At 41.2% G+C, this 26,852-nt stretch carries 22 protein-coding genes; 21 read left to right on the plus strand and 1 reads right to left on the minus strand.

The genetic code is table 11. The features are described from left to right. Nucleotides 1-195 precede the first annotated feature (195 nt). From HT685_RS07360 to pyk, 3 genes are all read left to right on the plus strand, one after another. Nucleotides 196-3,297 carry a DNA polymerase III subunit alpha gene (locus HT685_RS07360; protein ID WP_173227009.1) on the plus strand — a complete coding sequence of 1,034 codons (3,102 nt, stop codon included), beginning with the start codon at nucleotides 196-198 and terminating at the stop codon, nucleotides 3,295-3,297. 82 nt (nucleotides 3,298-3,379) lie between these two features. Beyond that, the gene (gene pfkA / locus HT685_RS07365) at nucleotides 3,380-4,387 is read left to right on the plus strand and encodes a 6-phosphofructokinase (protein WP_000820871.1); all 1,008 of its coding nucleotides are present in this window, start codon (nucleotides 3,380-3,382) and stop codon (nucleotides 4,385-4,387) included. Nucleotides 4,388-4,445: 58 nt separating this feature from the next. Beyond that, nucleotides 4,446-5,951 (plus strand): pyruvate kinase, encoded by a 1,506-nt coding sequence (gene pyk / locus HT685_RS07370; RefSeq protein WP_112443566.1) that lies wholly within the window; start codon nucleotides 4,446-4,448, stop codon nucleotides 5,949-5,951. Between the two features lie 304 nt (nucleotides 5,952-6,255). Here the strand turns inward: pyk and HT685_RS07375 are convergent, their stop codons facing one another. Further along, nucleotides 6,256-7,242 carry an L-lactate dehydrogenase gene (locus tag HT685_RS07375; protein ID WP_000204727.1) on the minus strand — a complete coding sequence of 329 codons (987 nt, stop codon included), beginning with the start codon at nucleotides 7,240-7,242 and terminating at the stop codon, nucleotides 6,256-6,258. 193 nt (nucleotides 7,243-7,435) lie between these two features. On the opposite strand from HT685_RS07375, the gene gyrA reads away from it, so the two are divergent. From gyrA to HT685_RS07465, 18 genes are all read left to right on the plus strand, one after another. Then, nucleotides 7,436-9,904, plus strand: a complete 2,469-nt coding sequence (gyrA, locus tag HT685_RS07380; RefSeq protein ID WP_173227010.1) for a DNA gyrase subunit A — start codon at nucleotides 7,436-7,438, stop codon at nucleotides 9,902-9,904. After that, entirely contained in the window at nucleotides 9,904-10,647 is a 744-nt protein-coding gene (gene srtA, locus HT685_RS07385) for a sortase SrtA (RefSeq protein ID WP_130886013.1), read from the plus strand. Before gyrA ends, srtA begins: the two co-directional genes overlap by 1 nt. A 138-nt stretch (nucleotides 10,648-10,785) precedes the next feature. After that, the gene (locus HT685_RS07390) at nucleotides 10,786-11,583 is read left to right on the plus strand and encodes a formate/nitrite transporter family protein (RefSeq protein ID WP_000254773.1); all 798 of its coding nucleotides are present in this window, start codon (nucleotides 10,786-10,788) and stop codon (nucleotides 11,581-11,583) included. Between the two features lie 145 nt (nucleotides 11,584-11,728). Beyond that, nucleotides 11,729-13,009, plus strand: a complete 1,281-nt coding sequence (locus HT685_RS07395; protein WP_173227011.1) for an O-acetylhomoserine aminocarboxypropyltransferase/cysteine synthase family protein — start codon at nucleotides 11,729-11,731, stop codon at nucleotides 13,007-13,009. Between the two features lie 95 nt (nucleotides 13,010-13,104). After that, nucleotides 13,105-14,379, plus strand: a complete 1,275-nt coding sequence (locus HT685_RS07400) for a DUF2130 domain-containing protein (protein WP_173227012.1) — start codon at nucleotides 13,105-13,107, stop codon at nucleotides 14,377-14,379. Between the two features lie 10 nt (nucleotides 14,380-14,389). Further along, complete coding sequence (truB, locus tag HT685_RS07405) at nucleotides 14,390-15,268, plus strand: tRNA pseudouridine(55) synthase TruB (RefSeq protein ID WP_173227014.1); 879 nt, start codon at nucleotides 14,390-14,392, stop codon at nucleotides 15,266-15,268. A 112-nt stretch (nucleotides 15,269-15,380) separates the two neighbouring features. Further along, nucleotides 15,381-16,019 carry a uridine kinase gene (udk, locus tag HT685_RS07410; RefSeq protein WP_001181376.1) on the plus strand — a complete coding sequence of 213 codons (639 nt, stop codon included), beginning with the start codon at nucleotides 15,381-15,383 and terminating at the stop codon, nucleotides 16,017-16,019. A 127-nt stretch (nucleotides 16,020-16,146) separates the two neighbouring features. After that, nucleotides 16,147-17,487 carry an exodeoxyribonuclease VII large subunit gene (gene xseA, locus HT685_RS07415; RefSeq protein ID WP_173227016.1) on the plus strand — a complete coding sequence of 447 codons (1,341 nt, stop codon included), beginning with the start codon at nucleotides 16,147-16,149 and terminating at the stop codon, nucleotides 17,485-17,487. Next, on the plus strand, nucleotides 17,465-17,677 hold the full coding sequence (locus HT685_RS07420; RefSeq protein ID WP_033629613.1) for an exodeoxyribonuclease VII small subunit: 213 nt from the start codon (nucleotides 17,465-17,467) through the stop codon (nucleotides 17,675-17,677). Before xseA ends, HT685_RS07420 begins: the two co-directional genes overlap by 23 nt. Next, complete coding sequence (locus HT685_RS07425) at nucleotides 17,674-18,549, plus strand: polyprenyl synthetase family protein (protein WP_173227018.1); 876 nt, start codon at nucleotides 17,674-17,676, stop codon at nucleotides 18,547-18,549. The genes HT685_RS07420 and HT685_RS07425 overlap by 4 nt, the downstream gene beginning before the upstream one ends. Continuing rightward, the gene (locus tag HT685_RS07430) at nucleotides 18,542-19,357 is read left to right on the plus strand and encodes a TlyA family RNA methyltransferase (RefSeq protein WP_173227020.1); all 816 of its coding nucleotides are present in this window, start codon (nucleotides 18,542-18,544) and stop codon (nucleotides 19,355-19,357) included. The genes HT685_RS07425 and HT685_RS07430 overlap by 8 nt, the downstream gene beginning before the upstream one ends. Further along, complete coding sequence (locus HT685_RS07435; RefSeq protein ID WP_001034401.1) at nucleotides 19,350-19,781, plus strand: arginine repressor; 432 nt, start codon at nucleotides 19,350-19,352, stop codon at nucleotides 19,779-19,781. The genes HT685_RS07430 and HT685_RS07435 overlap by 8 nt, the downstream gene beginning before the upstream one ends. Before the next feature lie 6 nt (nucleotides 19,782-19,787). Next, the gene (recN, locus tag HT685_RS07440; protein ID WP_173227022.1) at nucleotides 19,788-21,455 is read left to right on the plus strand and encodes a DNA repair protein RecN; all 1,668 of its coding nucleotides are present in this window, start codon (nucleotides 19,788-19,790) and stop codon (nucleotides 21,453-21,455) included. 1 nt (nucleotide 21,456) lies between these two features. Continuing rightward, nucleotides 21,457-22,185, plus strand: coding sequence for a metallophosphoesterase family protein (locus HT685_RS07445; protein WP_049511807.1), 729 nt, complete (start codon nucleotides 21,457-21,459; stop codon nucleotides 22,183-22,185). Nucleotides 22,186-22,263: 78 nt separating this feature from the next. After that, a complete protein-coding gene (gene lepA / locus HT685_RS07450; protein WP_173227024.1) occupies nucleotides 22,264-24,087 on the plus strand; it encodes a translation elongation factor 4 in 1,824 nt (607 codons plus the stop codon). A 382-nt stretch (nucleotides 24,088-24,469) separates the two neighbouring features. Then, nucleotides 24,470-24,946 carry a PTS sugar transporter subunit IIA gene (locus HT685_RS07455; protein ID WP_000521974.1) on the plus strand — a complete coding sequence of 159 codons (477 nt, stop codon included), beginning with the start codon at nucleotides 24,470-24,472 and terminating at the stop codon, nucleotides 24,944-24,946. 38 nt (nucleotides 24,947-24,984) lie between these two features. Continuing rightward, nucleotides 24,985-25,290, plus strand: a complete 306-nt coding sequence (locus HT685_RS07460) for a PTS sugar transporter subunit IIB (protein ID WP_000590549.1) — start codon at nucleotides 24,985-24,987, stop codon at nucleotides 25,288-25,290. Nucleotides 25,291-25,337: 47 nt separating this feature from the next. Further along, nucleotides 25,338-26,813 carry a PTS galactitol transporter subunit IIC gene (locus HT685_RS07465; RefSeq protein WP_173227026.1) on the plus strand — a complete coding sequence of 492 codons (1,476 nt, stop codon included), beginning with the start codon at nucleotides 25,338-25,340 and terminating at the stop codon, nucleotides 26,811-26,813. Nucleotides 26,814-26,852 lie beyond the last annotated feature (39 nt).

A 26,852-nucleotide genomic window follows, 5' to 3' on the forward strand; every position in this document is an offset into this window, starting at 1 on the left:
TAATATAAAAATTCTAGGAGATTTATATTATATGTTTTCTATTTCATATATAATACAGTATAAATATCAAAAATGATGACAAAAATACAAATGAATAGAAAGTAAATTAGTAAGCTGATGAAATGTTTCTCAAGAGCAGCCTTTTATAGGTGAAAATGGTATAATATAGTGAGAAGGATAGAGGAGAAGTGTAAATTGATCGCACAACTAGATACAAAAACAGTCTATAGTTTTATGGAAAGCGTCATTTCGATTGAAAAGTATGTGAGAGCAGCTAAAGAATACGGCTACACCCATTTGGCTATGATGGATATTGACAATCTTTATGGGGCTTTCGACTTTCTAGAGATTACAAAAAAATACGGCATTCATCCTTTATTAGGGCTTGAAATGACAGTGTTGGTAGATGAGCAGGAAGTGAATTTGCGCTTTTTAGCTCTATCTAGTGTGGGTTATCAGCAGTTGATGAAGCTTTCAACAGCCAAGATGCAGGGGGAGAAAACTTGGTCAGTTCTATCCCAGTATCTGGAGGATATTGCGGTAATTGTGCCTTGTTTTGAAGAGTTTGAGTCGCTCAATCTAGGCTGTGATTACTATATAGGAGTTTATCCGGAAACAATAGCAAGCGAATTTCATCATCCAATTTTGCCCTTTTATCGGGTCAATGCCTTTGAAAGCAGGGATAGAGAAGTTCTACAAGTCTTAACAGCAATCAAAGAAAACCTACCCCTCAGAGAAGTTCCCTTGCGTTCACGACAAGATGTCTTTATATCAGCAAGTTCTTTAGAGAAACTATTCCAAGAACGTTTTCCGCAAGCCTTGGAAAACTTAGAAAAGCTTATTTCAGATATTTCTTATGATTTGGATACGAGTTTGAAACTGCCTCGTTTTAACCCAGCGAGACCAGCAGTAGAAGAGTTGAGAGAACGCGCTGAGCTTGGGCTTGCTCAGAAGGGGTTGTCTAGTAAAGAATATCAAGACCGTCTAGACCAAGAATTGGCTGTTATTCATGATATGGGCTTTGATGATTATTTCTTGGTTGTCTGGGATTTGCTACGTTTTGGACGTTCGAATGGCTATTATATGGGTATGGGACGGGGTTCTGCAGTTGGTAGCTTGGTTTCCTATGCCTTGGATATTACAGGGATTGACCCAGTAGAGAAAAATCTGATTTTTGAACGCTTCCTCAATCGTGAACGCTATACCATGCCTGATATTGATATCGATATTCCTGATATTTATCGTCCAGATTTTATCAGGTATGTTGGCAATAAATATGGCAGTAAACATGCTGCTCAGATCGTTACTTTTTCTACCTTTGGGGCCAAGCAAGCTCTACGTGATGTTTTGAAACGCTTTGGTGTTCCAGAATATGAATTATCCGCAATTACCAAGAAAATCAGTTTTCGTGACAATCTCAAGTCGGCCTATGAGGGTAATCTCCAGTTTCGTCAGCAAATTAATAGTAAGTTAGAATACCAAAAAGCCTTTGAGGTTGCTTGCAAGATAGAGGGCTATCCAAGACAAACCTCTGTCCATGCGGCTGGTGTTGTGATCAGTGACCAAGACTTGACCAACTACATCCCTCTGAAGCACGGTGATGAAATTCCACTGACTCAATATGATGCTCATGGAGTTGAAGCTAGTGGGCTTTTGAAAATGGACTTTCTGGGACTACGAAATTTGACCTTTGTCCAGAAGATGCAAGAGTTGCTTGCTGAAACAGAAGGGATTCACCTTAAAATTGAAGAAATCGATTTAGAAGATAAAGAAACGCTAGCTCTTTTTGCGTCTGGCAATACAAAAGGTATCTTTCAATTTGAACAACCTGGTGCCATTCGCTTGCTCAAACGTGTGCAACCAGTCTGTTTTGAAGATGTCGTAGCAACTACTTCCCTAAATAGACCAGGTGCTAGTGACTACATCAATAATTTTGTAGCAAGAAAGCATGGGCAGGAAGAAGTGACTGTTCTGGATCCAGTACTGGAGGATATTTTGGCTCCAACTTACGGAATTATGCTCTATCAGGAGCAGGTTATGCAGGTTGCTCAGCGTTTTGCTGGATTTAGTCTTGGGAAGGCTGATATTTTGCGTCGAGCTATGGGGAAAAAGGATGCCTCTGCTATGCATGAGATGAGGGCTTCCTTTATTCAAGGCTCCATAGAAGCTGGTCATACTGCGGAAAAAGCAGAGCAGGTTTTTGATGTTATGGAGAAGTTTGCAGGTTATGGATTTAACAGGTCACATGCCTATGCCTACTCAGCCTTGGCCTTCCAGTTGGCTTATTTCAAAACGCATTATCCAGCCATTTTTTATCAGGTCATGTTGAATTCTGCCAACAGTGATTACTTAATAGATGCACTTGAAGCAGGTTTTGAAGTGGCGCCTCTGTCCATCAATACTATTCCCTATCACGATAAAATTGCCAACAAGTCTATCTATCTAGGTTTGAAATCGATTAAGGGAGTCAGCAAGGATTTGGCACTTTGGATTCTTGAAAATAGACCTTATTCTAACATTGAAGATTTTATAGCTAAATTACCTGATAATTATCTGAAACTTCCTCTGCTAGAACCTTTGGTAAAAGTTGGTCTTTTCGATTCATTTGAAAGAAATCGTCAAAAAGTATTCAATAATTTAGTTAATCTATTTGAATTTGTAAAAGAGTTAGGAAGCTTGTTTGGGGATACAATTTATAGCTGGCAGGAATCGGAAGATTGGACAGAGCAAGAAAAATTCTATATGGAACAAGAGCTTTTAGGGATAGGTGTCAGCAAACATCCCCTACAAGCTATTGCAAATAAGGCTATTTACCCGATTACCCCAATTGGGAATTTGTCAGAAAATAGCTACGCTATTATTTTGGTTGAAGTTCAGAAAATAAAAGTAATTCGTACCAAAAAGGGTGAAAACATGGCTTTCTTACAGGTGGATGATAGTAAGAAAAAATTGGATGTCACTCTCTTTTCAGACTTATATCGTCAAGTTGGGCAGGAAATAAAAGAGGGAGCCTTCTACTATATAAAAGGAAAAATCCAGTCACGTGATGGCCGTCTGCAAATGATTGCACAAGAAATAAGAGAAGCAGTTGCTGAACGCTTTTGGATACAGGTGAAGAATCATGATTCGGATCAAGGAATTTCACGTATTTTAGACCAATATAAAGGCCCAATCCCAGTCATCATCAGGTATGAAGAGGAACAGAAAACAATCGTTTCCCCTCATCATTTTGTAGCTAAATCCAATGAATTAGAAGCGGAATTGAATGAAATGGTTATGAAAACGATTTATCGCTAAAAATACGGAAAATAGAAGAATTTTAAAATCAAATGTGGTATAATCAAGAAGAATGTTAAAAGAAAAAGGAGTATAAACCAATATGAAACGTATTGCTGTTTTGACTAGTGGTGGAGACGCCCCTGGTATGAACGCTGCTATCCGTGCAGTTGTTCGTCAAGCAATTTCAGAAGGAATGGAAGTGTTTGGTATCTATGACGGATATGCTGGTATGGTTGCCGGTGAAATTCATCCCTTAAATGCGGCTTCAGTAGGAAACATCATTTCTCGTGGTGGTACTTTCCTTCACTCAGCTCGTTACCCAGAGTTCGCTCAACTTGAAGGGCAACTAAAAGGGATTGAGCAATTGAAAAAACACGGCATTGAAGGTGTAGTTGTTATCGGTGGTGACGGTTCTTACCACGGCGCTATGCGTTTGACTGAGCATGGTTTCCCAGCTATCGGTCTTCCAGGTACAATTGATAACGATATCGTTGGTACTGACTTCACAATCGGTTTTGACACAGCGGTTACGACTGCTATGGACGCTATCGATAAGATTCGTGATACATCATTAAGTCACCGTCGTACTTTTGTCATCGAAGTTATGGGGCGTAACGCTGGTGATATCGCTCTTTGGGCTGGTATCGCAACTGGTGCTGATGAAATCATCATCCCTGAAGAAGACTTCAAAATTGAAGATATCGTAGCAAGCATCAAAGCTGGCTATGAATGTGGTAAAAGACACAATATCATCGTTTTGGCAGAGGGTGTTATGTCAGCAGATGAATTTGCTCAAAAACTGAAAGAAGCAGGAGATACGACCGATCTTCGTGTGACAGAACTTGGACATATTCAACGTGGTGGTTCTCCAACTGCGCGTGACCGTGTATTGGCGTCACGTATGGGTGCCCATGCCGTTAAACTTCTTAAAAAAGGTATCGGTGGTGTTGCGGTAGGTATTCGTAACGAAAAAATGGTTGAAAATCCAATTCTTGGTACTGCAGAAGAAGGAGCATTGTTTAGTTTGGCAGCAGACGGTAAGATTATTGTAAATAATCCACACAAAGCTGATCTTGACCTGTCACAATTGAACAATTGCTTGTCATAATTCATAATTTAGTTAATAAGACCAAAAGGTCATATATATAAAGGAGTCACAAAAAATCATGAACAAACGTGTAAAAATCGTTGCAACTTTGGGTCCTGCGGTAGAAATCCGTGGTGGTAAAAAATTCGGTGATGACGGATACTGGGGTGAAAAACTTGATGTTGAAGCTTCAGCTAAAAACATTGCTAAATTGATTGAAGCTGGTGCTAACACATTCCGTTTCAACTTCTCACACGGTGACCACCAAGAACAAGGTGAGCGTATGGCAACTGTTAAACTTGCTGAAAAACTTGCAGGTAAAAAAGTTGGTTTCCTTCTTGATACAAAAGGACCTGAAATCCGTACAGAATTGTTCGAAGGTGAAGCTAAAGAGTATTCATACAAAACTGGTGAAAAAATCCGTGTTGCAACTAAACAAGGAATCAAATCAACTCGTGAAGTGATTGCATTGAACGTTGCTGGTGCTCTTGATATCTATGATGATGTTGAAGTTGGTCGTCAAGTTTTGGTTGACGATGGTAAACTTGGTCTGCGTGTGGTTGCTAAAGATGATGCAACTCGTGAGTTTGAAGTTGAAGTTGAAAATGATGGCGTAATTGCTAAACAAAAAGGTGTGAACATTCCTAACACTAAAATTCCTTTCCCAGCTCTTGCTGAACGTGATAACGACGATATCCGTTTTGGTCTTGAACAAGGTATCAACTTCATCGCGATTTCATTCGTACGTACTGCAAAAGACGTGAACGAAGTTCGTGCAATCTGTGAAGAAACTGGAAACGGACATGTTCAATTGTTCGCTAAAATCGAAAACCAACAAGGTATCGATAACTTGGATGAAATCATTGAAGCTGCTGATGGTATCATGATCGCTCGTGGTGACATGGGTATCGAAGTACCATTCGAAATGGTTCCAGTTTACCAAAAAATGATCATCACTAAAGTCAATGCTGCAGGTAAAGTTGTTATCACTGCAACAAACATGCTTGAAACAATGACTGAAAAACCACGTGCAACTCGTTCAGAAGTATCAGACGTATTCAACGCTGTTATCGACGGAACTGACGCTACAATGCTATCAGGTGAGTCTGCAAACGGTAAATATCCACTTGAGTCAGTAACTACAATGGCTACAATCGACAAGAACGCTCAAACTCTTCTTAATGAATATGGACGTCTTGATTCAGATTCATTTGAGCGTAACTCTAAGACAGAAGTAATGGCTTCTGCTGTTAAAGATGCGACTAACTCAATGGACATTAAATTGGTTGTAACTCTTACTAAGACAGGTCACACTGCACGTTTGATCTCTAAATACCGTCCAAATGCTGACATCTTGGCATTGACATTTGATGAATTGACAGAACGTGGATTGATGTTGAACTGGGGTGTTATCCCAATGTTGACAGATGCTCCATCTTCAACTGACGATATGTTCGAAATCGCTGAACGTAAAGCGGTAGAAGCAGGTCTCGTTGAGTCAGGCGATGATATCGTTATCGTTGCTGGTGTGCCAGTAGGAGAAGCCGTTCGCACAAACACAATGCGTATCCGCACAGTACGTTAAGAAAAATATAAAAACCTATCATATCCAGCTTTAGAGCTTGTGTGATAGGCTTTTTTGTATAGAGGGTAAAGCTTTTACTTTTGATTTTATGCAACTGTAGCTAAAGAGTAGATAGTTGCTTGTTCCATACTTTTTGTGATGTGAGTATAAATCTGATTGGCCGTCTTTTTGTCTTCATGCTCAGACCATGACCTGATAGCTTTTAAAGGGATGTTATTTTTTGAACGAAAATTTCATAAAAAGTTTAGTTTTAATACAGAAAAAAACAACTCCCTGATGATTCAAGGAGTTGTCTATAGTTAAATTAGTTTTTAGAAGCTTCTTGGAATTCTGGGTTTTTCCATGCTTCGTCAATAATAGCTTGCAATTCTTTAGCAGATGCTTGCATTTTTTGAGTTTCTGCGTCGTTCAATGGGATATTTACTGGACGAACAATACCATGTGCACCAACAACAGCTGGTTGACCGATAAAGACGTTCTCAACTCCGTATTGACCTTCTTGGAATACTGAAAGTGGAAGTACTGCGTTTTCATCGTCAAGGATTGCTTTAGTGATACGAGCAAGGGCTACTGCGATACCGTAGTATGTTGCACCTTTTTTGTTGATGATTGTGTAGGCTGCATCACGAACACCTTCGAACAATTCAATCAATTCAGCTTCTTGAACATTTTGAGTGTCTTTAAGGAATTCTTCAAGGTTTACACCAGCGATGTTTGCGTGTGACCAAACAGCGAACTCAGAGTCACCGTGTTCACCCATGATGTAGGCGTGCACTGAACGAGCATCTACATCCAATTTTTCAGCAAGTGCTTGACGGAAACGAGCTGAGTCAAGTGAAGTACCTGAACCGATAACGCGTTCTTTAGGGAAACCAGAGAATTTCCAAGTTGAGTAAGTCAAGACGTCAACTGGGTTAGCAGCAACAAGGAAGATACCTTTGAAACCTGATTCAACAACTTGAGTTACAATTGATTTGTTGATAGCAAGGTTTTTACCTACAAGGTCAAGACGAGTTTCACCTGGTTTTTGAGGCGCACCTGCAGTGATTACAACAAGGTCAGCGTCTGCACAGTCAGAGTATTGAGCTGCATAGATTTTTTTAGGTGAAGTGAAGGCAAGGGCATGACTAAGGTCAAGCGCATCACCAACAGCTTTTTCATGCAATTGTGGAATTTCGATAATTCCAAGCTCTTGTGCAATTCCTTGGTTAACCAGTGCAAAAGCGTAAGAAGAACCTACAGCACCATCACCGACAAGGATAACTTTTTTGTGTTGTTTAGTTGAAGTCATTGTTCTAAACATCTCCTTAATTTTATTAGGGGATTTTCCCCAGACAACTTCATTCTATCACTTTTAAAAAACTTTGTCACGAATATGCCTTATAGTTCTCAATGTAAACGTTTTAGTGGTTTAGAGGCTGAAATAGATGGGAATTTATGGTATAATGTTGTTACTTACTAATTGTGAAATGAGGCATTTATTAATGCAGGATAAAAATTTAGTGAATGTCAATCTGACAAAGGAGATGAAGACGAGCTTTATCGATTACGCCATGAGTGTTATCGTAGCCCGGGCTCTTCCTGATGTTCGAGATGGCTTGAAACCTGTTCACCGTCGCATTCTCTACGGAATGAATGAATTGGGTGTTACTCCAGACAAACCTCATAAAAAATCTGCTCGTATTACAGGGGATGTCATGGGTAAATATCACCCACACGGGGATTCCTCTATCTATGAAGCCATGGTCCGCATGGCTCAATGGTGGAGCTACCGTTACATGCTTGTAGATGGTCATGGGAACTTTGGTTCCATGGATGGAGATGGTGCTGCCGCCCAGCGTTATACTGAGGCACGTATGAGCAAGATTGCTCTGGAGATGCTTCGTGATATCAATAAAAATACAGTTGATTTCGTTGATAACTATGATGCCAATGAACGTGAACCCTTGGTCTTGCCAGCTCGTTTTCCAAACCTTTTGGTCAATGGAGCAACTGGTATTGCGGTTGGGATGGCAACCAATATTCCACCTCATAACCTGGGTGAAACCATTGATGCAGTGAAGTTGGTCATGGACAATCCTGAAGTGACCACTAAGGATTTGATGGAAGTCTTGCCTGGTCCAGATTTTCCAACAGGTGCCCTTGTCATGGGGAAATCAGGCATTCATAAGGCTTATGAAACAGGTAAAGGTTCGATTGTTCTTCGTTCTCGTACTGAAATCGAAGAAACTAAGACTGGCCGTGAGCGCATTGTTGTAACAGAATTTCCTTATATGGTCAACAAAACCAAGGTGCATGAGCATATTGTTCGCTTGGTTCAGGAAAAACGCATTGAGGGCATCACAGCAGTACGTGATGAGTCAAACCGTGAGGGTGTTCGATTTGCTATTGAAGTCAAGCGCGATGCCTCAGCCAATGTTATCCTCAATAACCTCTTTAAGATGACCCAGATGCAAACCAACTTTGGTTTCAATATGCTTGCTATCCAAAATGGTGTACCGAAGATTTTATCCCTTCGTCAGATTTTGGATGCTTATATCGAGCACCAAAAAGAAGTAGTTGTTCGTCGTACCCGTTTTGATAAGGAAAAAGCGGAAGCACGTGCGCATATCTTAGAAGGTCTCTTGATTGCGCTAGACCATATCGACGAAGTGATTCGTATCATCCGTGCTAGTGAAACGGACGCAGAAGCACAAGCTGAGTTGATGAGTAAGTTTAAGCTTTCTGAACGTCAAAGTCAGGCCATCCTTGATATGCGTCTTCGTCGTTTGACAGGTTTGGAACGCGATAAGATTCAGTCTGAGTATGATGATCTCTTGGCTCTGATTGCGGATTTGGCGGATATTCTTGCTAAGCCAGAACGTGTTTCTCAAATTATCAAAGACGAATTAGATGAAGTTAAACGTAAATTTTCTGATAAACGCCGTACAGAGTTGATGGTCGGTGAAGTCTTGAGTCTCGAAGACGAAGATTTGATTGAAGAATCGGATGTCTTGATTACCCTTTCTAACAGAGGCTACATTAAACGTCTGGACCAAGCTGAATTTACTGCTCAAAAACGTGGGGGTCGTGGTGTCCAAGGAACGGGAGTGAAAGATGATGACTTTGTTCGTGAGTTAGTGTCAACTAGCACCCATGATCATCTGCTCTTCTTCACAAATAAAGGGCGAGTTTATCGTTTGAAAGGCTATGAAATTCCTGAGTATGGTCGAACTGCCAAAGGGCTACCAGTAGTCAATCTCTTGAAATTGGACGAAGGTGAAAGTATTCAGACTATTATCAATGTTGAGTCTGAACGCAGTGATGATGCTTATCTCTTCTTTACAACCCGTCACGGTATTGTGAAGAGAACCAGCGTTAAGGAATTTGCCAATATTCGTCAGAATGGACTTAAAGCACTGAATCTTAAGGATGAAGATGAGTTAATCAATGTCTTGTTGACGGAAGAAGATACGGATATTATCATTGGTACCAAGTTTGGTTATGCAGTTCGCTTTAATCAATCAGCCGTTCGTGGTATGAGCCGTATCGCCACTGGTGTGAAAGGTGTTAACCTTCGTGAAGGAGACACAGTTGTTGGTGCCAGCTTGATTACTGATCAAGATGAGGTTCTTATTATCACAGAAAAAGGATATGGTAAGCGTACAGTCGCTACTGAATATCCAACAAAAGGTCGTGGTGGTAAGGGAATGCAGACAGCTAAAATTACCGAAAAAAATGGCTTGCTGGCCGGTCTTATGACTGTTCAAGGGGATGAGGATGTGATGATTATCACTGATACAGGTGTCATGATTCGAACCAATCTTGCCAATATTTCACAAACAGGACGCGCAACTATGGGAGTTAAAGTAATGCGCCTGGATCAAGATGCTCAGATAGTGACCTTCACAACGGTTGCAGCGGCAGAAAAAGAAGAAGTTGGGACAGGAAATGAAACAGAAGGTGAAGCATAATGTCTCAAAAAAATAATAAAAAGAAAAACAAACGAAAAAATCTGCTGACAAATATCCTAGCAGGATTTCTGATAGTACTGTCACTGGCTTTGATTTTTAATGCGCAAATTCGAAATATTTTCATGGTCTGGAATACCAATAAGTATCAAGTTAGTCAGGTATCAAAAGAAAAAATAGAAGAAAATCAGGATACAGAAGGAAATTTTGATTTTGATTCGGTCAAAGCAATTTCTTCGGAAGCTGTTCTAGCTTCTCAATGGGATGCTCAAAAATTACCAGTTATTGGGGGAATTGCAATTCCTGAATTGGAAATGAATTTGCCGATTTTTAAAGGACTTGATAATGTTAATCTCTTCTACGGCGCTGGTACAATGAAACGCGAGCAAGTAATGGGAGAAGGAAATTATAGTCTAGCTAGTCATCATATTTTTGGGGTCGATAATGCTAATAAAATGTTATTTTCTCCTTTGGATAACGCTAAAAATGGTATGAAGATTTATCTAACTGATAAAAATAAAGTTTATACCTATGAAATCCGTGAAGTCAAACGTGTGACACCGGATCGTGTTGATGAAGTTGATGATAGAGATGGGGTCAATGAAATCACATTAGTAACCTGTGAAGACCTTGCTGCTACAGAACGTATTATTGTAAAAGGTGATTTGAAAGAAACAAAAGATTATTCACAAACATCTGATGAAATCTTAACAGCTTTCAATCAACCATATAAACAATTTTATTAGTACAAATCAGTGAAATCCATGATTTCACTGATTTTTTAAGCTTTTCATAAAAATAAACTTTTATGAAATACAGAAAACGCTTCCTAAAACCTAAAGTTTGTGATATAATTATCAAGAAAAAAGATTTAGGAGTTTATTATGGTTTCTTCAGAATTTATCTCAAAGATTGAATTTGCTTGTAAGAAGAAAGAAAGTCTTTATAGCCAAAGCAAATTTAAGTATGCGATTCGTTCTATGTTCGCAGGTGCATTTTTAACCTTCAGTACTGCTGCAGGTGCAGTTGGGGCTGACTTGATTAATAAAATCGCACCAGGTAGTGGACGTTTCCTCTTCCCATTTGTCTTTGCTTGGGGATTGGCCTACATTGTTTTCTTGAATGCCGAGTTGGTAACATCAAACATGATGTTCTTGACTGCTGGTAGTTTCTTGAAAAAAATCTCTTGGAGAAAAACAGCTGAGATTTTACTTTACTGTACCTTGTTCAACCTTATCGGGGCCTTGATAGCAGGTTGGGGCTTTGCTCATTCGGCAGCCTATGCACATCTGACACACGATAGTTTCATATCAGGGGTTGTTGAGATGAAGTTAGGCCGTTCAAATGAATTGATCTTGCTTGAGGCGATTTTGGCAAATATTTTCGTAAATATTGCGATTCTTTCATTTGTTTTGGTCAAAGATGGTGGTGCCAAACTTTGGCTTGTGTTGTCAGCTATTTACATGTTTGTATTCTTAACAAACGAGCACATTGCGGCGAACTTTGCTTCTTTCGCGATTGTGAAATTCAGTGTTGCTGCGGATTCAATTGCTAACTTCGGTGTTGGAAATATGCTTCGTCACTGGGGTGTAACCTTCATCGGAAACTTTATCGGAGGAGGCCTCTTGATGGGTCTTCCATATGCCTTCCTCAATAAAAACGAAGATACTTATGTAGATTAAGAAAATGAGCACGATTGATTCGTGCTTTTTTTGTTTCGTAAGAAGTAATAGCCACTTCTTATATCAAAATATAGAAAAGAGCTATTAGTCAAGATAGGTCGATAGTGCTACAATATCCTTAATCAAACTATATGGAGGTCGCCTTATGACTCGTGATTTTAAATTTGAAACCTTACAATTGCATGCTGGGCAAGTAGTTGATCCAGCAACTAAGTCTCGTGCAGTGCCGATTTATCAAACAACATCTTTTGTTTTTGATGACACGCAGGAAGGTGCCGATCTGTTTGCCTTGAGGAAACCAGGGAACATTTATACTCGTATCACCAATCCTACAACAGCTGCCTTTGAAGAAAGAATTGCTGCCCTTGAAGGTGGTGTTGGAGCTCTTGCAACAGCATCAGGTATGGCCGCAGTGACTTATACGATTTTGGCTCTTGCCCATGCTGGTGACCATGTAGTGGCTGCTTCGACTATTTACGGTGGAACCTTCAATCTTTTGAAAGAAACCCTTCCTCGTTATGGTATCACAACAACCTTTGTGGATGTGGATCATTTGGAGGAAGTGGAAGCAGCTATCAATGACAATACCAAGCTTGTTCTGATTGAAACCTTGGGGAATCCCTTGATAAATATTCCTGACTTGGAAAAATTGGCTGAGATTGCTCATAAACACCAGATTCCACTTGTTTCTGACAATACCTTTGCCACACCTTACTTGATTAACGTTTTTTCTCATGGTGTAGATATTGCCATTCACTCTGCGACTAAGTTTATTGGTGGGCATGGTACGACTATTGGTGGCGTTATTGTCGATAGTGGTCGTTTTGACTGGGAAGCTTCAGGAAAATTCCCTCAATTTGTTGAGGAAGATCCAAGCTACCACAATTTGAGCTATACTCGTGATGTGGGTGCAGCAGCCTTTATTATCGCTGTCCGTGTTCAATTGCTTCGTGATACAGGTGCAGCCTTGTCACCATTTAATGCCTTTCTCTTGCTCCAAGGACTTGAAACGCTTTCACTTCGTGTCGAACGTCATGTACAAAATGCAGAGAAAATTGTTGATTTTCTTGTAAATCATCCTAAGGTAGAAAAAGTCAACTATCCAAAACTTGCTGATAGTTCTTATCATGCCTTGGCTGAGAAATATTTTCCAAAAGGTGTGGGCTCAATCTTTACCTTCCATGTCAAAGGTGGGGAGGCAGAAGCACGCAAGGTAATTGATAATTTGGAAATCTTCTCTGACCTTGCAAACGTGGCAGATGCTAAATCGCTTGTTGTCCATCCAGCAACAACTACTCACGGTCAATTGTCAGAAAAAGACCTAGAAGCAGCAGGAGTCACACCAAACCAAATTCGTTTGTCTATCGGACTTGAAAATGTAGATGATTTGATTGAAGACTTGCGCTTGGCCTTGGAAAAAATTTAAAGTAAAAGAAGATAAACAGTGGGTTTCGACTCGCTGTTTTTGATTTTTCCTCAGGCATGATATAATGGTTACAGAAGCCTAGAAAGAGGAACGTTATGAACGAAATCAAATGCCCCAACTGTGGGGAAGTCTTTACAGTAAATGAAAGTCAGTATGCCGAACTTCTGTCTCAAGTGAGAACGGCAGAGTTTGATAAGGAATTGCACGACCGGATGAAGCAGGAACTGGCCTTGGTTGAGCAAAAGGCCATGAATGAGCAACAGTCTAAACTGGCTCAAAAAGACCAAGAAATTGCACAATTGCAGAGTCAAATCCAAAACTTTGATGCAGAAAAAGAATTGGCCAAGAAAGAGGTTGAACAGACAAGTTATCAGGCTCTCTTGGCTAAGGACAAGGAAGTGCAGGCCTTGGAAAACCAATTGGCTACCTTGCGTTTAGAGTATGAAAATCAACTGCAAAAGACTCTTTCTGACTTAGAAAAAGAACGTGATCAGGTTAAAAACCAGCTTCTTTTACAAGAAAAGGAAAATGAGTTGTCTTTGGCTTCTGTTAAGCAAAACTATGAAGCCCAGCTCAAGGCAGCCAGTGAACAAGTCGAGTTTTATAAAAATTTTAAGGCTCAACAATCTACAAAAGCGATTGGGGAAAGCCTAGAACAGTATGCAGAGAGTGAGTTTAACAAGGTACGAAGTTTTGCCTTTCCAAATGCTTACTTTGAGAAGGATAACAAGGTTTCTGCGCGTGGATCTAAGGGGGACTTTATCTTCCGTGAATGTGATGAAAATGGGGTTGAAATCATTTCTATCATGTTTGAGATGAAGAATGAAGCTGACGAAACAGAGAAAAAGCACAAGAATGCAGATTTTTATAAGGAATTGGACAAGGATCGTCGGGAGAAGAACTGTGAGTATGCTGTTTTGGTGACCATGTTAGAAGCAGATAACGATTACTTTAACACAGGGATTGTCGATGTCAGTCACGAGTATGAAAAGATGTATGTGGTCCGTCCTCAATTCTTTATCCAGTTGATTGGGCTCTTGCGAAATGCGGCTCTTAATTCTTTAAAATACAAGCAGGAGTTGGCACTTGTCCGGGAGCAGAATATCGATATCACGCATTTTGAGGAAGATTTGGATGCCTTTAAAGTAGCTTTTGCCAAGAACTATAATTCAGCTTCGACCAATTTTGGTAAAGCTATTGATGAAATCGACAAGGCCATCAAACGCATGGAAGAGGTTAAGAAATTCCTAACTACATCTGAAAACCAACTTCGACTCGCAAACAATAAATTGGAAGATGTTTCCGTCAAAAAATTGACCCGTAAAAATCCAACCATGAAAGCGAAGTTTGAAGCATTGAAGGGGGAGTGAGAAAGCAAAAATGAACGGTATTATCAACTTAAAAAAAGAAGCGGGGATGACCTCGCATGATGCGGTTTTTAAACTGCGTAAGATTTTGGGAACCAAGAAAATTGGTCATGGTGGAACCTTGGATCCAGATGTGGTGGGTGTTTTGCCGATTGCGGTTGGCAAGGCGACACGCATGGTCGAGTTTATGCAGGACGAGGGCAAGGTCTATGAGGGGGAAATCACTCTGGGCTATTCCACGACGACTGAGGATGCCAGTGGGGAAGTGGTCGCAGAGACACCTGTTTTGTCGCCCTTGGATGAAAAGCTTGTCGATGAAGCGATAGCCAATCTGATTGGGCCTATTACTCAGATTCCACCTATGTATTCGGCAGTCAAGGTCAATGGTCGCAAGCTCTATGAGTATGCGCGTGCTGGTCAGGAAGTGGAGCGTCCAGAACGTCAGGTGACCATTTATCACTTTGAACGAACAAGTCCGATTTCTTATGAGGATCACCTCGCACGATTCACTTTTCGTGTAAAATGTAGCAAGGGAACCTATATTCGTACCTTATCGGTTGACTTGGGAGAGAAGCTTGGTTATGCGGCTCATATGTCACATCTGACACGGACTAGTGCAGCCGGTTTGCAGCTAGAAGATGCTCTTAGCTTGGAAGAAATTGCTGCAAAAGTGGAGGCTGGTCAGCTGGATTTTCTCCATCCTTTAGAGATTGGGACAGGTGACCTTGTCAAAGTTTTCCTAAGTCCAGAAGAGGCTACGGAAGTTCGCTTTGGTCGTTTTATTGAGCTAGACCAAACGGACAAAGAACTGGCTGCCTTTGAAGATGATAAATTGTTAGCCATTCTAGAAAAACGAGGCAATCTCTACAAACCAAGGAAGGTTTTTAGCTAGTCTAACTGGGTGTAGGGATTGGAAATGTTTCCCTTAGACTATCCAAAATCAGACTATAAATTTTGTAAAAAATGTGATAGAATAGACGACGGATAAAAAAACGGAGGATAGCATGCAAAATAGACCAATCATTATAGGAGTGACAGGTGGTTCTGGTGGTGGTAAGACCAGTGTTTCAAGAGCCATTTTATCGCATTTTCCTGATGAAAAGATTTCCATGATTGAGCATGATTCATATTATAAGGATCAGTCTCATTTGACCTTTGAAGAGCGTGTCAAAACCAACTATGACCATCCTTTTGCCTTTGATACAGACTTGATGATCGAGCAAATTAAGGAATTGTTGGCAGGGCGTCCGGTGGACATTCCGACTTATGACTATACAGAGCATACACGAAGCAGCAAGACCTATCGTCAGGAGCCTCAAGATGTCTTTATCGTTGAGGGGATTTTGGTCTTGGAAGACAAGCGCCTACGCGATTTGATGGATATCAAAATTTTTGTGGATACGGATGATGATGTGCGCATTATTCGTCGTATCAAGCGCGATATGGAAGAACGTGGCCGTAGTCTTGATAGCGTTATTGACCAGTATCTAGGTGTGGTTAAACCAATGTACCACCAGTTTATCGAGCCAACCAAACGTTATGCTGATATCGTCATTCCTGAAGGGGTCAGCAATACAGTGGCTATCGATCTGTTGACAACCAAGATTGCTAAGATTTTGGAAGAAGCTCGAAACAGCAAATAATCAGATGTGGAGGCCTTGCCTCCTTTTTCTATTTTTCCCTCATAATGGTACATAAATGAAGATTTTTAGGCATATTTTTGGTATAATAATACCTATGAAAGAGCAAGAAAATGAATAGTAGGTGGAGATGGAAAAGTATTTATCGGTAACAACTTTGACCAAGTATCTGAAAATGAAATTCGATAAAGACCCTTACTTGGAACGGGTCTATTTAACTGGTCAAGTTTCCAACTTTCGTAAACGACCTACTCACCAATATTTCTCCCTAAAAGATGACCATGCAGTTATTCAAGCGACCATCTGGTCTGGGATTTATCAGAAATTAGGCTTCGATTTGGAAGAAGGGATGAAAATCAATGTAATTGGGCGTGTGCAGGTCTATGAACCAAGTGGTAGCTACTCCATCATCATTGAAAAGGCAGAGCCTGATGGAGTTGGTGCGCTTGCGATTCAGTTTGAACAACTCAAGAAAAAATTGACAGAAGAAGGCCTGTTTCAAGAACGCTTCAAGCAACCTCTGCCCCAATTTGCTAAGCGAATCGGTGTAGTAACCAGTCGCAGTGGAGCCGTTATTCGAGATATTATCACGACAGTCAGCAGGCGCTTTCCAGGTGTCGACATTCTTCTCTATCCGACCAAGGTGCAAGGAGATGGAGCAGCAGAGGAAATAGCACGGAATATTGCGCGTGCTAATCAACGGGACGATTTGGATTTGCTCATTATTGGTCGTGGTGGTGGTTCCATCGAGGATCTCTGGGCCTTTAACGAAGAAATTGTGGTACGAGCTATCTTTGAATCTCGTTTACCAGTTATCTCTAGTGTGGGGCATGAGACGGATGTGACCTTGGCAGATTTTGTGGCAGATCGCCGAGCTGCGACACCAACGGCTGCTGCTGAACTAGCAACACCTGTGACCAAGTTGGATCTATTAGCTCATTTGCAAAATCAGGAAAAACGGATGGCAACAGCAGTCCGAAATGTCCTATCTAAGAAACAAGAATCTTTGAAAAAATGTAGTCAGTCAGTCATCTTTAGACAGCCAGAGCGTTTGTATGATGGCTATATGCAACGCTTGGATCAACTGCAACTGCGCTTGAAACAAAGTTTACGAACAAGGATTTCTGATAGCAACCAATTAGTACAAGCAAGGACGCATCGACTGGTTCAGTTATCACCTGTTACCAAAATCCAACGCTATCAAGATCGTCTTGGTCAGCTGGATAAGCTTCTCCGCAGCCAAATGGCTTTAGTTTATGATGCCAAGGTTGCTGAAGTCAAGCGACTTTCAGAAGCCTTGCTCATGTTGGATACCAGTCGAATCGTGGCGCGTGGCTATGCTATTGTCAAGAAAGAAGATTCCGTTGTAGATTCGGTTGAGAGTTTGAAGAAAAAAGACCAAGTGACGCTTTTGATGCGAGATGGTCAAGTAGAATTAGAGGTTAAAGATGTCAAAACAAAAGAAATTTGAGGAAAATCTAGCAGAACTGGAGACCATTGTCCAAAGTTTGGAAAATGGTGAGATTGCTCTGGAAGATGCGATTGCTGCCTTTCAAAAGGGCATGATCTTGTCAAAAGAGCTCCAAGCGACGCTGGACAAGGCTGAAAAAACTTTGGTTAAAGTCATGCAAGAAGACGGAACAGAAAGTGATTTTGAATGAAGAAGCAAGAAAAATTAGCTCTTGTTGAGTCGGTTTTGGAAGACTTTTATGGAGACCAGCAGTTTGCCTCTAGTTTACGAGAGTCTGTTCTCTATTCCATTCATGCTGGTGGCAAGCGTATTCGACCTTTTCTCTTGTTAGAAGTTTTGGAAGCCTTGCATATTGCCATCAAACCTGCTCACGCGCAGGTGGCTGCGGCCTTGGAAATGATTCATACAGGGAGCTTGATTCATGATGATCTTCCAGCTATGGATGATGATGATTACCGTCGAGGGCGTTTGACCAATCATAAGAAATTCGGTGAAGCTATGGCCATTTTGGCAGGAGATGCCTTATTCCTAGATCCTTACGCCTTGATAGCGCAGGCAGATTTGTCAAGTCAGATCAAGGTGGACTTGATTGCTAACTTATCCCTAGCGTCAGGAAGTCTGGGTATGGTGGCAGGGCAAGTTTTGGATATGGAAGGCGAACACCAGCACTTGTCCTTGGAAGAACTTCAGACCATTCATGCTAATAAGACTGGAAAACTACTAGCTTATCCCTTCCAAGCGGCTGCTATTATAGCCGAATTGGAACCTGAAATGCAGGTGAAGCTGAAAATTGTTGGTGAATTGATTGGACTGGCTTTTCAGGTCAGAGACGATGTGCTGGATGTGACAGCTAGTTTTGAAGAAATTGGTAAGACACCACAAAAGGATCTACAGGCAGAAAAGTCAACCTATCCAGCCTTGTTGGGCTTGGAAGAGGCTATTGCCTTTTGTAACCAAACATTGGATCAAGCTAATGCCAAATTAGAAGAAATTGCCCAGCAGGTTCCTTTTGAAACAGAATCGATTGTAAAAGTAGTAGAAAGTTTGAGAATCAATGGCTAAGGAAAGAGTGGATGTACTAGCTTATAAACAGGGCTTGTTTGAAACGCGAGAGCAGGCCAAGCGCGGTGTCATGGCTGGTCTAGTCGTAGCAGTTCTTAACGGAGAACGGTTTGACAAGCCAGGAGAGAAAATTCCAGATGACACCGAGTTAAAACTCAAGGGGGAGAAACTCAAATATGTTAGTCGTGGTGGCTTGAAACTGGAGAAGGCCTTGCAGGTCTTTGATTTGTCAGTAGAAGGAGCTACAACAATTGATATAGGTGCTTCTACTGGAGGCTTTACCGATGTCATGTTGCAAAATGGTGCCGAGTTGGTCTTTGCAGTCGATGTTGGTACCAATCAGTTGGCTTGGAAATTACGCCAAGACCCACGAGTTGTCAGTATGGAACAGTTCAATTTCCGCTATGCTGAAAAGACTGATTTCGAAAAGGAACCGAGCTTTGCCAGTATTGATGTAAGTTTTATTTCCCTCAGTCTGATTTTGCCGGCCTTGCATCGTGTCTTGGCTGAACAAGGTCAGGTCGTGGCTCTGGTTAAGCCTCAGTTTGAGGCAGGACGTGAGCAGATTGGGAAAAATGGAATCATTCGTGATGCTAAAGTTCATCAGAATGTCCTTCAATCTGTCACAGCTATGGCAGTAGAGGAAGGTTTTTCAGTTCTTGGCTTGGACTTTTCTCCCATCCAAGGTGGACATGGAAATATTGAGTTTTTAGCATATTTGAAAAAAGAAGAGTCAGCAAGTAATCAGGTTCTTGCTGAGATTGAAGAAGTAGTAGAGAGGGCGCATAGTCAATTTAAAAATGAATAAAAAAGAGAGACTTGAAAAAATTAGACGATTTGTGACAGATTATCAAATCGGTACGCAAGAAGAAATTGTAGAACATTTGAAAGAGGCAGGCATCACTGCCACTCAGGCAACGGTATCCCGAGATATCAAAGAACTAGGTATTGTCAAAATTCCTTTGAGAGACAACACCTATGTCTACGAATTACCAAAATCAATCGTGAAAAGTTTGCAACTGGCTGAAGACAATATTGAGTCAGCTGAATTGATGGACAAGATGATCAATCTCCAAGTGATCCCAGGAAATACGGCTTTTGTAAAAGCCCAGTTAACCGAGACTTTTGCGGACAAGATTTTCAGCTGTTTGGCTGATGATAGCTCGATTTTAGTCATTGCCAGAAGTGAAAGTCTAGCTGAGGAAATCTTTGAACAAGTAAAAAATTGGTAGGTCTATATGTTACTTGAAATTTCGATAAAAAACTTTGCCATTATTGAGGCCATTTCCCTTAATTTTGAAAAGGGGATGACTGTCTTGACTGGTGAAACGGGTGCAGGGAAGTCGATTATCATTGATGCCATGAATATGATGTTGGGAGCTCGTGCGACGACAGATGTTATTCGTCATGGTGCGCCAAAGGCAGAGATAGAGGGGCTTTTCTCAGTTGAGAATAGTCGCCTTTTACAGGAAATTTTTGATGGGCAAGGTTTGGAAATGGGTGATGAAATTATCATCCGTCGAGAAATCTTGCAAAATGGTCGTAGTATTAGTCGTGTTAATGGCCAGATGGTTAATTTGTCTGTTTTGCGTGCTATTGGGCAACATCTTGTGGATATACATGGTCAGCATGACCAAGAGGAGTTAATGCGTCCTCAACTGCACATCCAGATGTTGGATGAATTTGGCGACGTAGCTTTTTGGGGCTTGAAAGAAACCTATCAGACGAGTTTTGATGCTTATCGGAAAATGCGTAAGCAGGTTCTGGAAGTCAAAAAAAACCAACAGGAACACAAGGCACGTATTGAAATGTTGGAATTTCAAATGGCAGAGATTGAAGCAGCAAACTTGCAGGCTGGAGAAGACCTGGCTCTCAATCAAGAGCGTGATAAACTTCTCAATCATAAAAATATCGCGGATACGCTGACCAATGCCTACAGTATGTTGGACAATGAAGACTTTTCAAGTCTTGCCAATGTTCGTTCAGCCATGAATGACATGGAAAGTGTCGAAGAGTACGATCCTGAATACCGTGAAATTTCAAGCTCTCTGTCTGAGACCTACTATGTCTTAGAAGACATTAGCAAACGTTTGGAAGCTATTATTGAGGACCTTGATTTTGACGGCAATCGTCTCATGCAGGTTGAGAATCGCTTGGACCTCCTTCATACTATTACCCGCAAGTACGGTGGAACTGTAGACGATGTCTTGCTTTATTTTGCCAAGATTTCGGAAGAATACAATCTCTTGACAGGCAATAACCTTTCTTCTGAAGACATGGAAGCAGAGCTCAAGAAATTGGAAGTTAATCTTGTCGATTTGGCAGGTCAGCTTGCATCTGCTCGTCATGATTTGGCTCAGCAGCTTGAAGCTGAGATTAAACAAGAACTGCAAGATCTTTATATGGAGAAAGCCCAGTTTCAGGTTCGTTTTAGCAAGGGCAAATTCAGTCGTGAGGGCAATGAAACGGTTGAGTTTTACATTTCAACTAACCCTGGCGAAGACTTTAAACCCTTGGTCAAGGTTGCGTCTGGTGGGGAATTATCCCGTCTCATGCTAGCCATTAAGTCTGCCTTTTCACGTAAAGAAGGCAAGACCAGCATTGTCTTTGATGAGGTGGATACGGGAGTTTCAGGCCGTGTAGCCCAAGCTATTGCACAAAAGATTCATAAGATTGGCCAACATGGTCAGGTTCTAGCTATCTCCCACTTGCCACAAGTGATTGCGATTGCGGATTATCAATTCTTTATTGAGAAGATTAGCAATGAGCATTCAACCGTTTCAACTGTTCGTCTCTTGACGGTTGAAGAGCGAGTGGAGGAAGTTGCCAAGATGTTGGCAGGTGATGATGTGACAGAAGCTGCCCTGACGCAAGCCAGAGAATTGTTGAGAAACAGGGAGAAATAAGATGACAGACTATTATGTAATTGGAGATGTTCACGGAAAAGCTGGGATGCTGGAAGACCTTCTCAAAACATGGGATGGTCAGACCCAGTTGCTCTTTCTAGGGGACTTGATTGACCGTGGTGAAGATAGTCGCCGTGTTCTAGAGATGGTTAAGGACTTGGTGGACAATCAAGGGGCGATCTGTTTGTCAGGAAATCACGAGTATATGTTTTTGACTTGGCTTGATAACCCAGAAGAAAGCTATGATCACTATCGTCGTAATGGTGGAGATACAACCATTAACTCTATCCTAGGTCGTCCTTTGGATGCACCAGTTGATGGAGTTGAGGATGCCAAGCGTGTTGCTACCGAAGCAGCAGATTTGGTCGAATTTATTCGTCAAATGCCTTTTGTGGTGGAGACAGACAAGTATATCTTCGTTCACGCAGGTATTGATTTAACCTTGGATGACTGGCATGAAACCACAGATTATAAAAAGGTTTGGCTTAGAAAACCATTCCACGAAGCAGAAAATCATACTGGGAAAACTATTGTCTTTGGTCATACACCGGTTTATGGTTTGTTAAAGCAAGACCGAGGTACAGCTGAGCTTTGGACTACAGAAGATGGTAAGATTGGGATGGACGGAGGAGCTGTTTATGGTGGTGTCATTCACGGGATTGTCTTTACAGACCAAGGAATGACAGAACATCACTTTATCGAAAATGACGGCTTTGTCGCTGAAGATTAGTACTCCTAGCAGGGTATGGTCTTGTCAAAATGTCAAAAACAATTTATAATAAATAGATACCCTGAAAGGAAGAGAATCATGAACTTAGAAGAATTGAAAAAACGACAGGAGAGGATTCGTAACTTCTCTATTATCGCCCATATTGACCACGGGAAATCAACTCTAGCAGACCGCATTTTGGAAAAAACAGAGACGGTTTCAAGTCGTGAAATGCAGGCCCAGCTTTTGGATAGCATGGATTTAGAGCGGGAACGTGGGATTACCATTAAGTTAAATGCCATCGAGCTGAATTATACTGCAAAAGATGGGGAAACTTATATTTTCCACTTGATTGACACGCCGGGACACGTAGACTTTACCTATGAAGTTTCGCGTTCGCTAGCTGCCTGTGAGGGGGCTATTTTGGTGGTCGATGCCGCTCAAGGGATTGAGGCTCAAACCCTTGCCAACGTTTATCTGGCCTTGGACAATGATTTGGAAATCATGCCAGTCATTAACAAAATTGACCTGCCTGCTGCAGATCCAGAGCGCGTGCGTACAGAGATTGAAGATGTGATTGGTTTGGATGCCAGTGAAGCAGTCTTAGCATCTGCCAAGGCTGGTATCGGTATCGAAGAAATTCTTGAGCAAATCGTAGAAAAAGTGCCAGCGCCAACGGGTGATGTGACGGCACCACTTAAGGCCTTGATTTTCGACTCTGTTTACGATGCCTACCGTGGAGTTATTCTCCAAGTTCGTGTCATGGATGGAGTGGTCAAACCTGGCGATAAGATTCAGCTCATGAGCAATGGCAAGACCTTTGATGTGACTGAGGTTGGAATTTTCACTCCTAAAGCAGTTGGTCGTGATTTCCTTGCGACTGGTGACGTTGGTTATATTGCGGCTTCTATTAAGACAGTTCAGGATACCCGTGTGGGTGATACCGTTACCTTGGCAACCAATCCTGCGGCAGAGCCATTACATGGTTACAAACAGATGAATCCGATGGTCTTTGCGGGTCTCTACCCAATCGAATCAAACAAGTACAATGACCTACGTGAAGCGCTTGAAAAATTGCAACTGAATGACGCTAGTCTTCAGTTTGAACCAGAAACATCTCAGGCACTTGGATTTGGTTTCCGTTGTGGTTTCCTTGGACTTCTCCATATGGATGTTATCCAAGAACGTTTGGAACGTGAGTTCAATATCGATCTCATCATGACAGCTCCGTCTGTTATCTATAAGGTTAATTTGACTGACGGTGAGTCTATGGATGTGTCCAACCCGTCTGAATTCCCAGATCCAACTAAGATTGCGACCATTGAGGAGCCATATGTTAAGGCGCAAATCATGGTACCACAGGAGTTCGTAGGAGCAGTAATGGAGCTAGCTCAGCGCAAGCGTGGGGACTTTGTGACTATGGATTATATCGATGATAACCGTGTCAATGTTATCTATCAAATTCCACTGGCTGAAATCGTCTTTGACTTCTTTGATAAACTCAAGTCTTCGACGCGTGGTTATGCAAGCTTTGACTACGAATTGTCAGAGTATCGTCCGTCTAAGCTGGTGAAAATGGATATCCTTCTCAATGGAGACAAGGTGGATGCCCTCAGCTTCATCGTTCACAAGGACTTTGCCTACGAACGTGGGAAACTCATCGTTGATAAGCTCAAGAAAATCATTCCTCGTCAACAATTTGAGGTGCCAATTCAAGCAGCAATTGGACACAAAATTGTCGCTCGTACTGATATTAAGGCCCTTCGTAAGAACGTACTTGCTAAATGTTATGGTGGTGACGTTTCTCGTAAGCGTAAACTCCTTGAAAAACAAAAAGCTGGTAAGAAGCGTATGAAAGCTATCGGATCAGTTGAAGTCCCACAAGAAGCCTTCCTCAGCGTCTTGAGCATGGATGAAGAATAGTTATCATAATTGCCTTTCCTTGTTCACAGGAAATTTATATAAGAATCAATAGTAAAGCAGGCTTAGATGGTCTGCTTTTTTAGTTTTTATACTCTTCGAAAATCTCTTCAAATCACGTCAGCGTCACCTTACCGTAGATATGATCACTGACTTCGTCAGTTTCATCTACAACCTTAAAACCATGTTTTGAGCTGNNTTTTCATTGAGTATTAGAACAGAAAAATGCTTGGAGTATTTGTTTGTGTGTTTATTTTTATATAACAAACTATAAACACAACAAAAATATAAAAAAAGAGACAAAAATCAACAGAAAACTATTGACAACGATTTCATATAGTGTTATACTTATGGCATAAAGTTAATGGAAAGAAGGGAAAACCTTATGGGATTAGATCATTTCTTTGACAAAAACCTTGTGTTTTGCTTAGAAGCGGATAATCAAGAACATCTCTTTGATCAGGTTGCAACTTTATTGGAAGAACGAGAAATCGTAACTCCGACCTATCGTGAAGCCTTGATCACGCGTGAAAAGTCATTTCCAACTGGCTTAGATATGGAATTTTTGGGTAAGGATTTGCCGAATGTGGCTATTCCTCACACAGATATTGTTCATAATCTGGCTGAAAAAGTTGTGGTCGTTCGATTAGAGAAACCGGTGACCTTCCACAATATGATTGCGCCGGATAAGGAAGTAGAAGTATCCTTACTCTTCTTTATTATCAATAACTCGAGTTCAAGTCAAACCAACATTCTTGCTCAGTTGATGGACTTCTTCACAGGAAATGGTCATCTTGAAGACCTATCAAAAATTTCTGAACCAGAAGCCCTCTATGCTTATATCGCTGAAGCAATCGCTTAATCTTGTCTATTAAAAATATTAAATCGGAGGAGATCCATATGATTAAAATTCTTGCTGCCTGCGGTGCAGGTGTTAACTCAAGCCACCAAATTAAAAGTGCTCTTGAAGAAGAACTTTCAAACCGTGGTTACGATGTGCACTGTGATGCAGTTATGGTTAAGGACGTTAACGAAGACCTTATCAAAGGTTATGACATCTTTACACCAATTGCTGCGACAGATCTTGGTTTTGACCCAGGTATCCCAGTTATCGAAGCTGGACCAATCTTATTCCGTATCCCAGCAATGAGTGCTCCAGTATTTGACAATATTGAAGCAGCTATCAAAGAGCACGGCTTAAGCTAATTTTAATTTGTTAACATTCATATAACATAAAAAAGGGAGGAACTGTTATGGATGCAATCTTTGACCTAATCGGAAAGGTTTTCAATCCCATCTTAGATATGGGTGGACCTGTCATCATGTTGATCATTTTGACAGTATTGGCTTTACTTTTTGGAGTGAAATTCTCCAAAGCGCTTGAAGGTGGTATCAAACTTGCCATCGCTCTTACAGGTATCGGTGCTATCATCGGTATGCTGAACACTGCTTTCTCAGCATCACTTGCAAAATTCGTTGAAAACACTGGTATCCAATTGAGTATCACTGACGTTGGTTGGGCACCACTTGCTACAATCACTTGGGGTTCTGCTTGGACACTATACTTCTTGCTCATCATGTTGATTGTCAACATAGTGATGCTAGCTATGAAGAAAACAGATACACTTGACGTTGATATCTTTGATATCTGGCACTTGTCTATCACAGGTCTCTTGATTAAATGGTATGCAGATAACAACGGTGTGAGCCAAGGGGTTTCACTCTTTATTGCTACAGCAGCTATCGTACTTGTTGGTGTGTTGAAAATTATCAACTCTGACTTGATGAAACCTACATTTGATGACCTTCTTAACGCACCAAGTTCATCACCAATGACATCAACTCACATGAACTACATGATGAACCCAGTTATCATGGTTTTGGATAAGATTTTTGAAAAATTCTTCCCAGGTCTTGATAAATATGACTTTGATGCTGCAAAATTGAATAAGAAAATCGGTTTCTGGGGATCTAAATTCTTTATCGGTTTCATTCTTGGTATTGTTATCGGTATTATGGGAACTCCACATCCAATTGCAGGAGTTGAAGATGCAGATAAATGGCGTCTTGTTATCAGAGGATGGTTGTCTCTTGGTTTGACTGCCGGTGTATCTTTGGAACTCTTCTCACTTATCGGTTCATGGTTCATCGCAGCCGTAGAACCACTATCACAAGGTATTACAAACGTTGCTACTAAACGTCTTCAAGGACGTAAATTTAACATCGGTCTTGACTGGCCTTTCATCGCTGGTCGTGCTGAAATCTGGGCTTGTGCTAACGTACTTGCACCAATCATGTTGATTGAAGCTGTGCTTCTTTCAAAAGTCGGAAATGGTATCTTGCCACTTGCAGGTATCATCGCTATGGGTGTTACTCCAGCTCTCTTGGTTGTAACTCGTGGTAAATTGCTCCGTATGATCATCTTTGGAACACTCTTGTTGCCACTCTTCCTTCTTTCAGGTACACTTATCGCACCATTTGCAACAGAACTTGCTAAAGGTGTAGGTGCCTTCCCAGCAGGTGTGAGTGAAACTCAATTGATTACTCACTCTACTCTTGAAGGACCAATCGAAAAACTTCTTGGTTGGACAATTGGTAACACTACAACTGGTGATATCAAAGCAATCCTTGGTGCTGTAGTCTTTCTTGTATTCTATATCGGTATCTTTGCTTGGTACAGAAAACAAATGATTAAACGTAACGAAGAGTACGCAGCAAAAGCAAAATAATGCGCTCCTATAAAATGTAAGCTCAATGAAAATCAAAGA

The organism is Streptococcus sp. 5004, from assembly GCF_013276755.1.
GTDB lineage: Bacteria > Bacillota > Bacilli > Lactobacillales > Streptococcaceae > Streptococcus.

Coding starts and splice junctions, on each gene's coding strand:
- pfkA (WP_000820871.1), top strand. CDS start 3,380: ATGAAACGTATTGCTGTTTTGACTAGTGGTGGAGACGCCCCTGGTATG.
- pyk (WP_112443566.1), top strand. CDS start 4,446: ATGAACAAACGTGTAAAAATCGTTGCAACTTTGGGTCCTGCGGTAGAA.
- HT685_RS07375 (WP_000204727.1), bottom strand. CDS start 7,242: ATGACTTCAACTAAACAACACAAAAAAGTTATCCTTGTCGGTGATGGT.
- gyrA (WP_173227010.1), top strand. CDS start 7,436: ATGCAGGATAAAAATTTAGTGAATGTCAATCTGACAAAGGAGATGAAG.
- srtA (WP_130886013.1), top strand. CDS start 9,904: ATGTCTCAAAAAAATAATAAAAAGAAAAACAAACGAAAAAATCTGCTG.
- HT685_RS07390 (WP_000254773.1), top strand. CDS start 10,786: ATGGTTTCTTCAGAATTTATCTCAAAGATTGAATTTGCTTGTAAGAAG.
- HT685_RS07395 (WP_173227011.1), top strand. CDS start 11,729: ATGACTCGTGATTTTAAATTTGAAACCTTACAATTGCATGCTGGGCAA.
- HT685_RS07400 (WP_173227012.1), top strand. CDS start 13,105: ATGAACGAAATCAAATGCCCCAACTGTGGGGAAGTCTTTACAGTAAAT.
- truB (WP_173227014.1), top strand. CDS start 14,390: ATGAACGGTATTATCAACTTAAAAAAAGAAGCGGGGATGACCTCGCAT.
- udk (WP_001181376.1), top strand. CDS start 15,381: ATGCAAAATAGACCAATCATTATAGGAGTGACAGGTGGTTCTGGTGGT.
- xseA (WP_173227016.1), top strand. CDS start 16,147: ATGGAAAAGTATTTATCGGTAACAACTTTGACCAAGTATCTGAAAATG.
- HT685_RS07420 (WP_033629613.1), top strand. CDS start 17,465: ATGTCAAAACAAAAGAAATTTGAGGAAAATCTAGCAGAACTGGAGACC.
- HT685_RS07425 (WP_173227018.1), top strand. CDS start 17,674: ATGAAGAAGCAAGAAAAATTAGCTCTTGTTGAGTCGGTTTTGGAAGAC.
- HT685_RS07430 (WP_173227020.1), top strand. CDS start 18,542: ATGGCTAAGGAAAGAGTGGATGTACTAGCTTATAAACAGGGCTTGTTT.
- HT685_RS07435 (WP_001034401.1), top strand. CDS start 19,350: ATGAATAAAAAAGAGAGACTTGAAAAAATTAGACGATTTGTGACAGAT.
- recN (WP_173227022.1), top strand. CDS start 19,788: ATGTTACTTGAAATTTCGATAAAAAACTTTGCCATTATTGAGGCCATT.
- HT685_RS07445 (WP_049511807.1), top strand. CDS start 21,457: ATGACAGACTATTATGTAATTGGAGATGTTCACGGAAAAGCTGGGATG.
- lepA (WP_173227024.1), top strand. CDS start 22,264: ATGAACTTAGAAGAATTGAAAAAACGACAGGAGAGGATTCGTAACTTC.
- HT685_RS07455 (WP_000521974.1), top strand. CDS start 24,470: ATGGGATTAGATCATTTCTTTGACAAAAACCTTGTGTTTTGCTTAGAA.
- HT685_RS07460 (WP_000590549.1), top strand. CDS start 24,985: ATGATTAAAATTCTTGCTGCCTGCGGTGCAGGTGTTAACTCAAGCCAC.
- HT685_RS07465 (WP_173227026.1), top strand. CDS start 25,338: ATGGATGCAATCTTTGACCTAATCGGAAAGGTTTTCAATCCCATCTTA.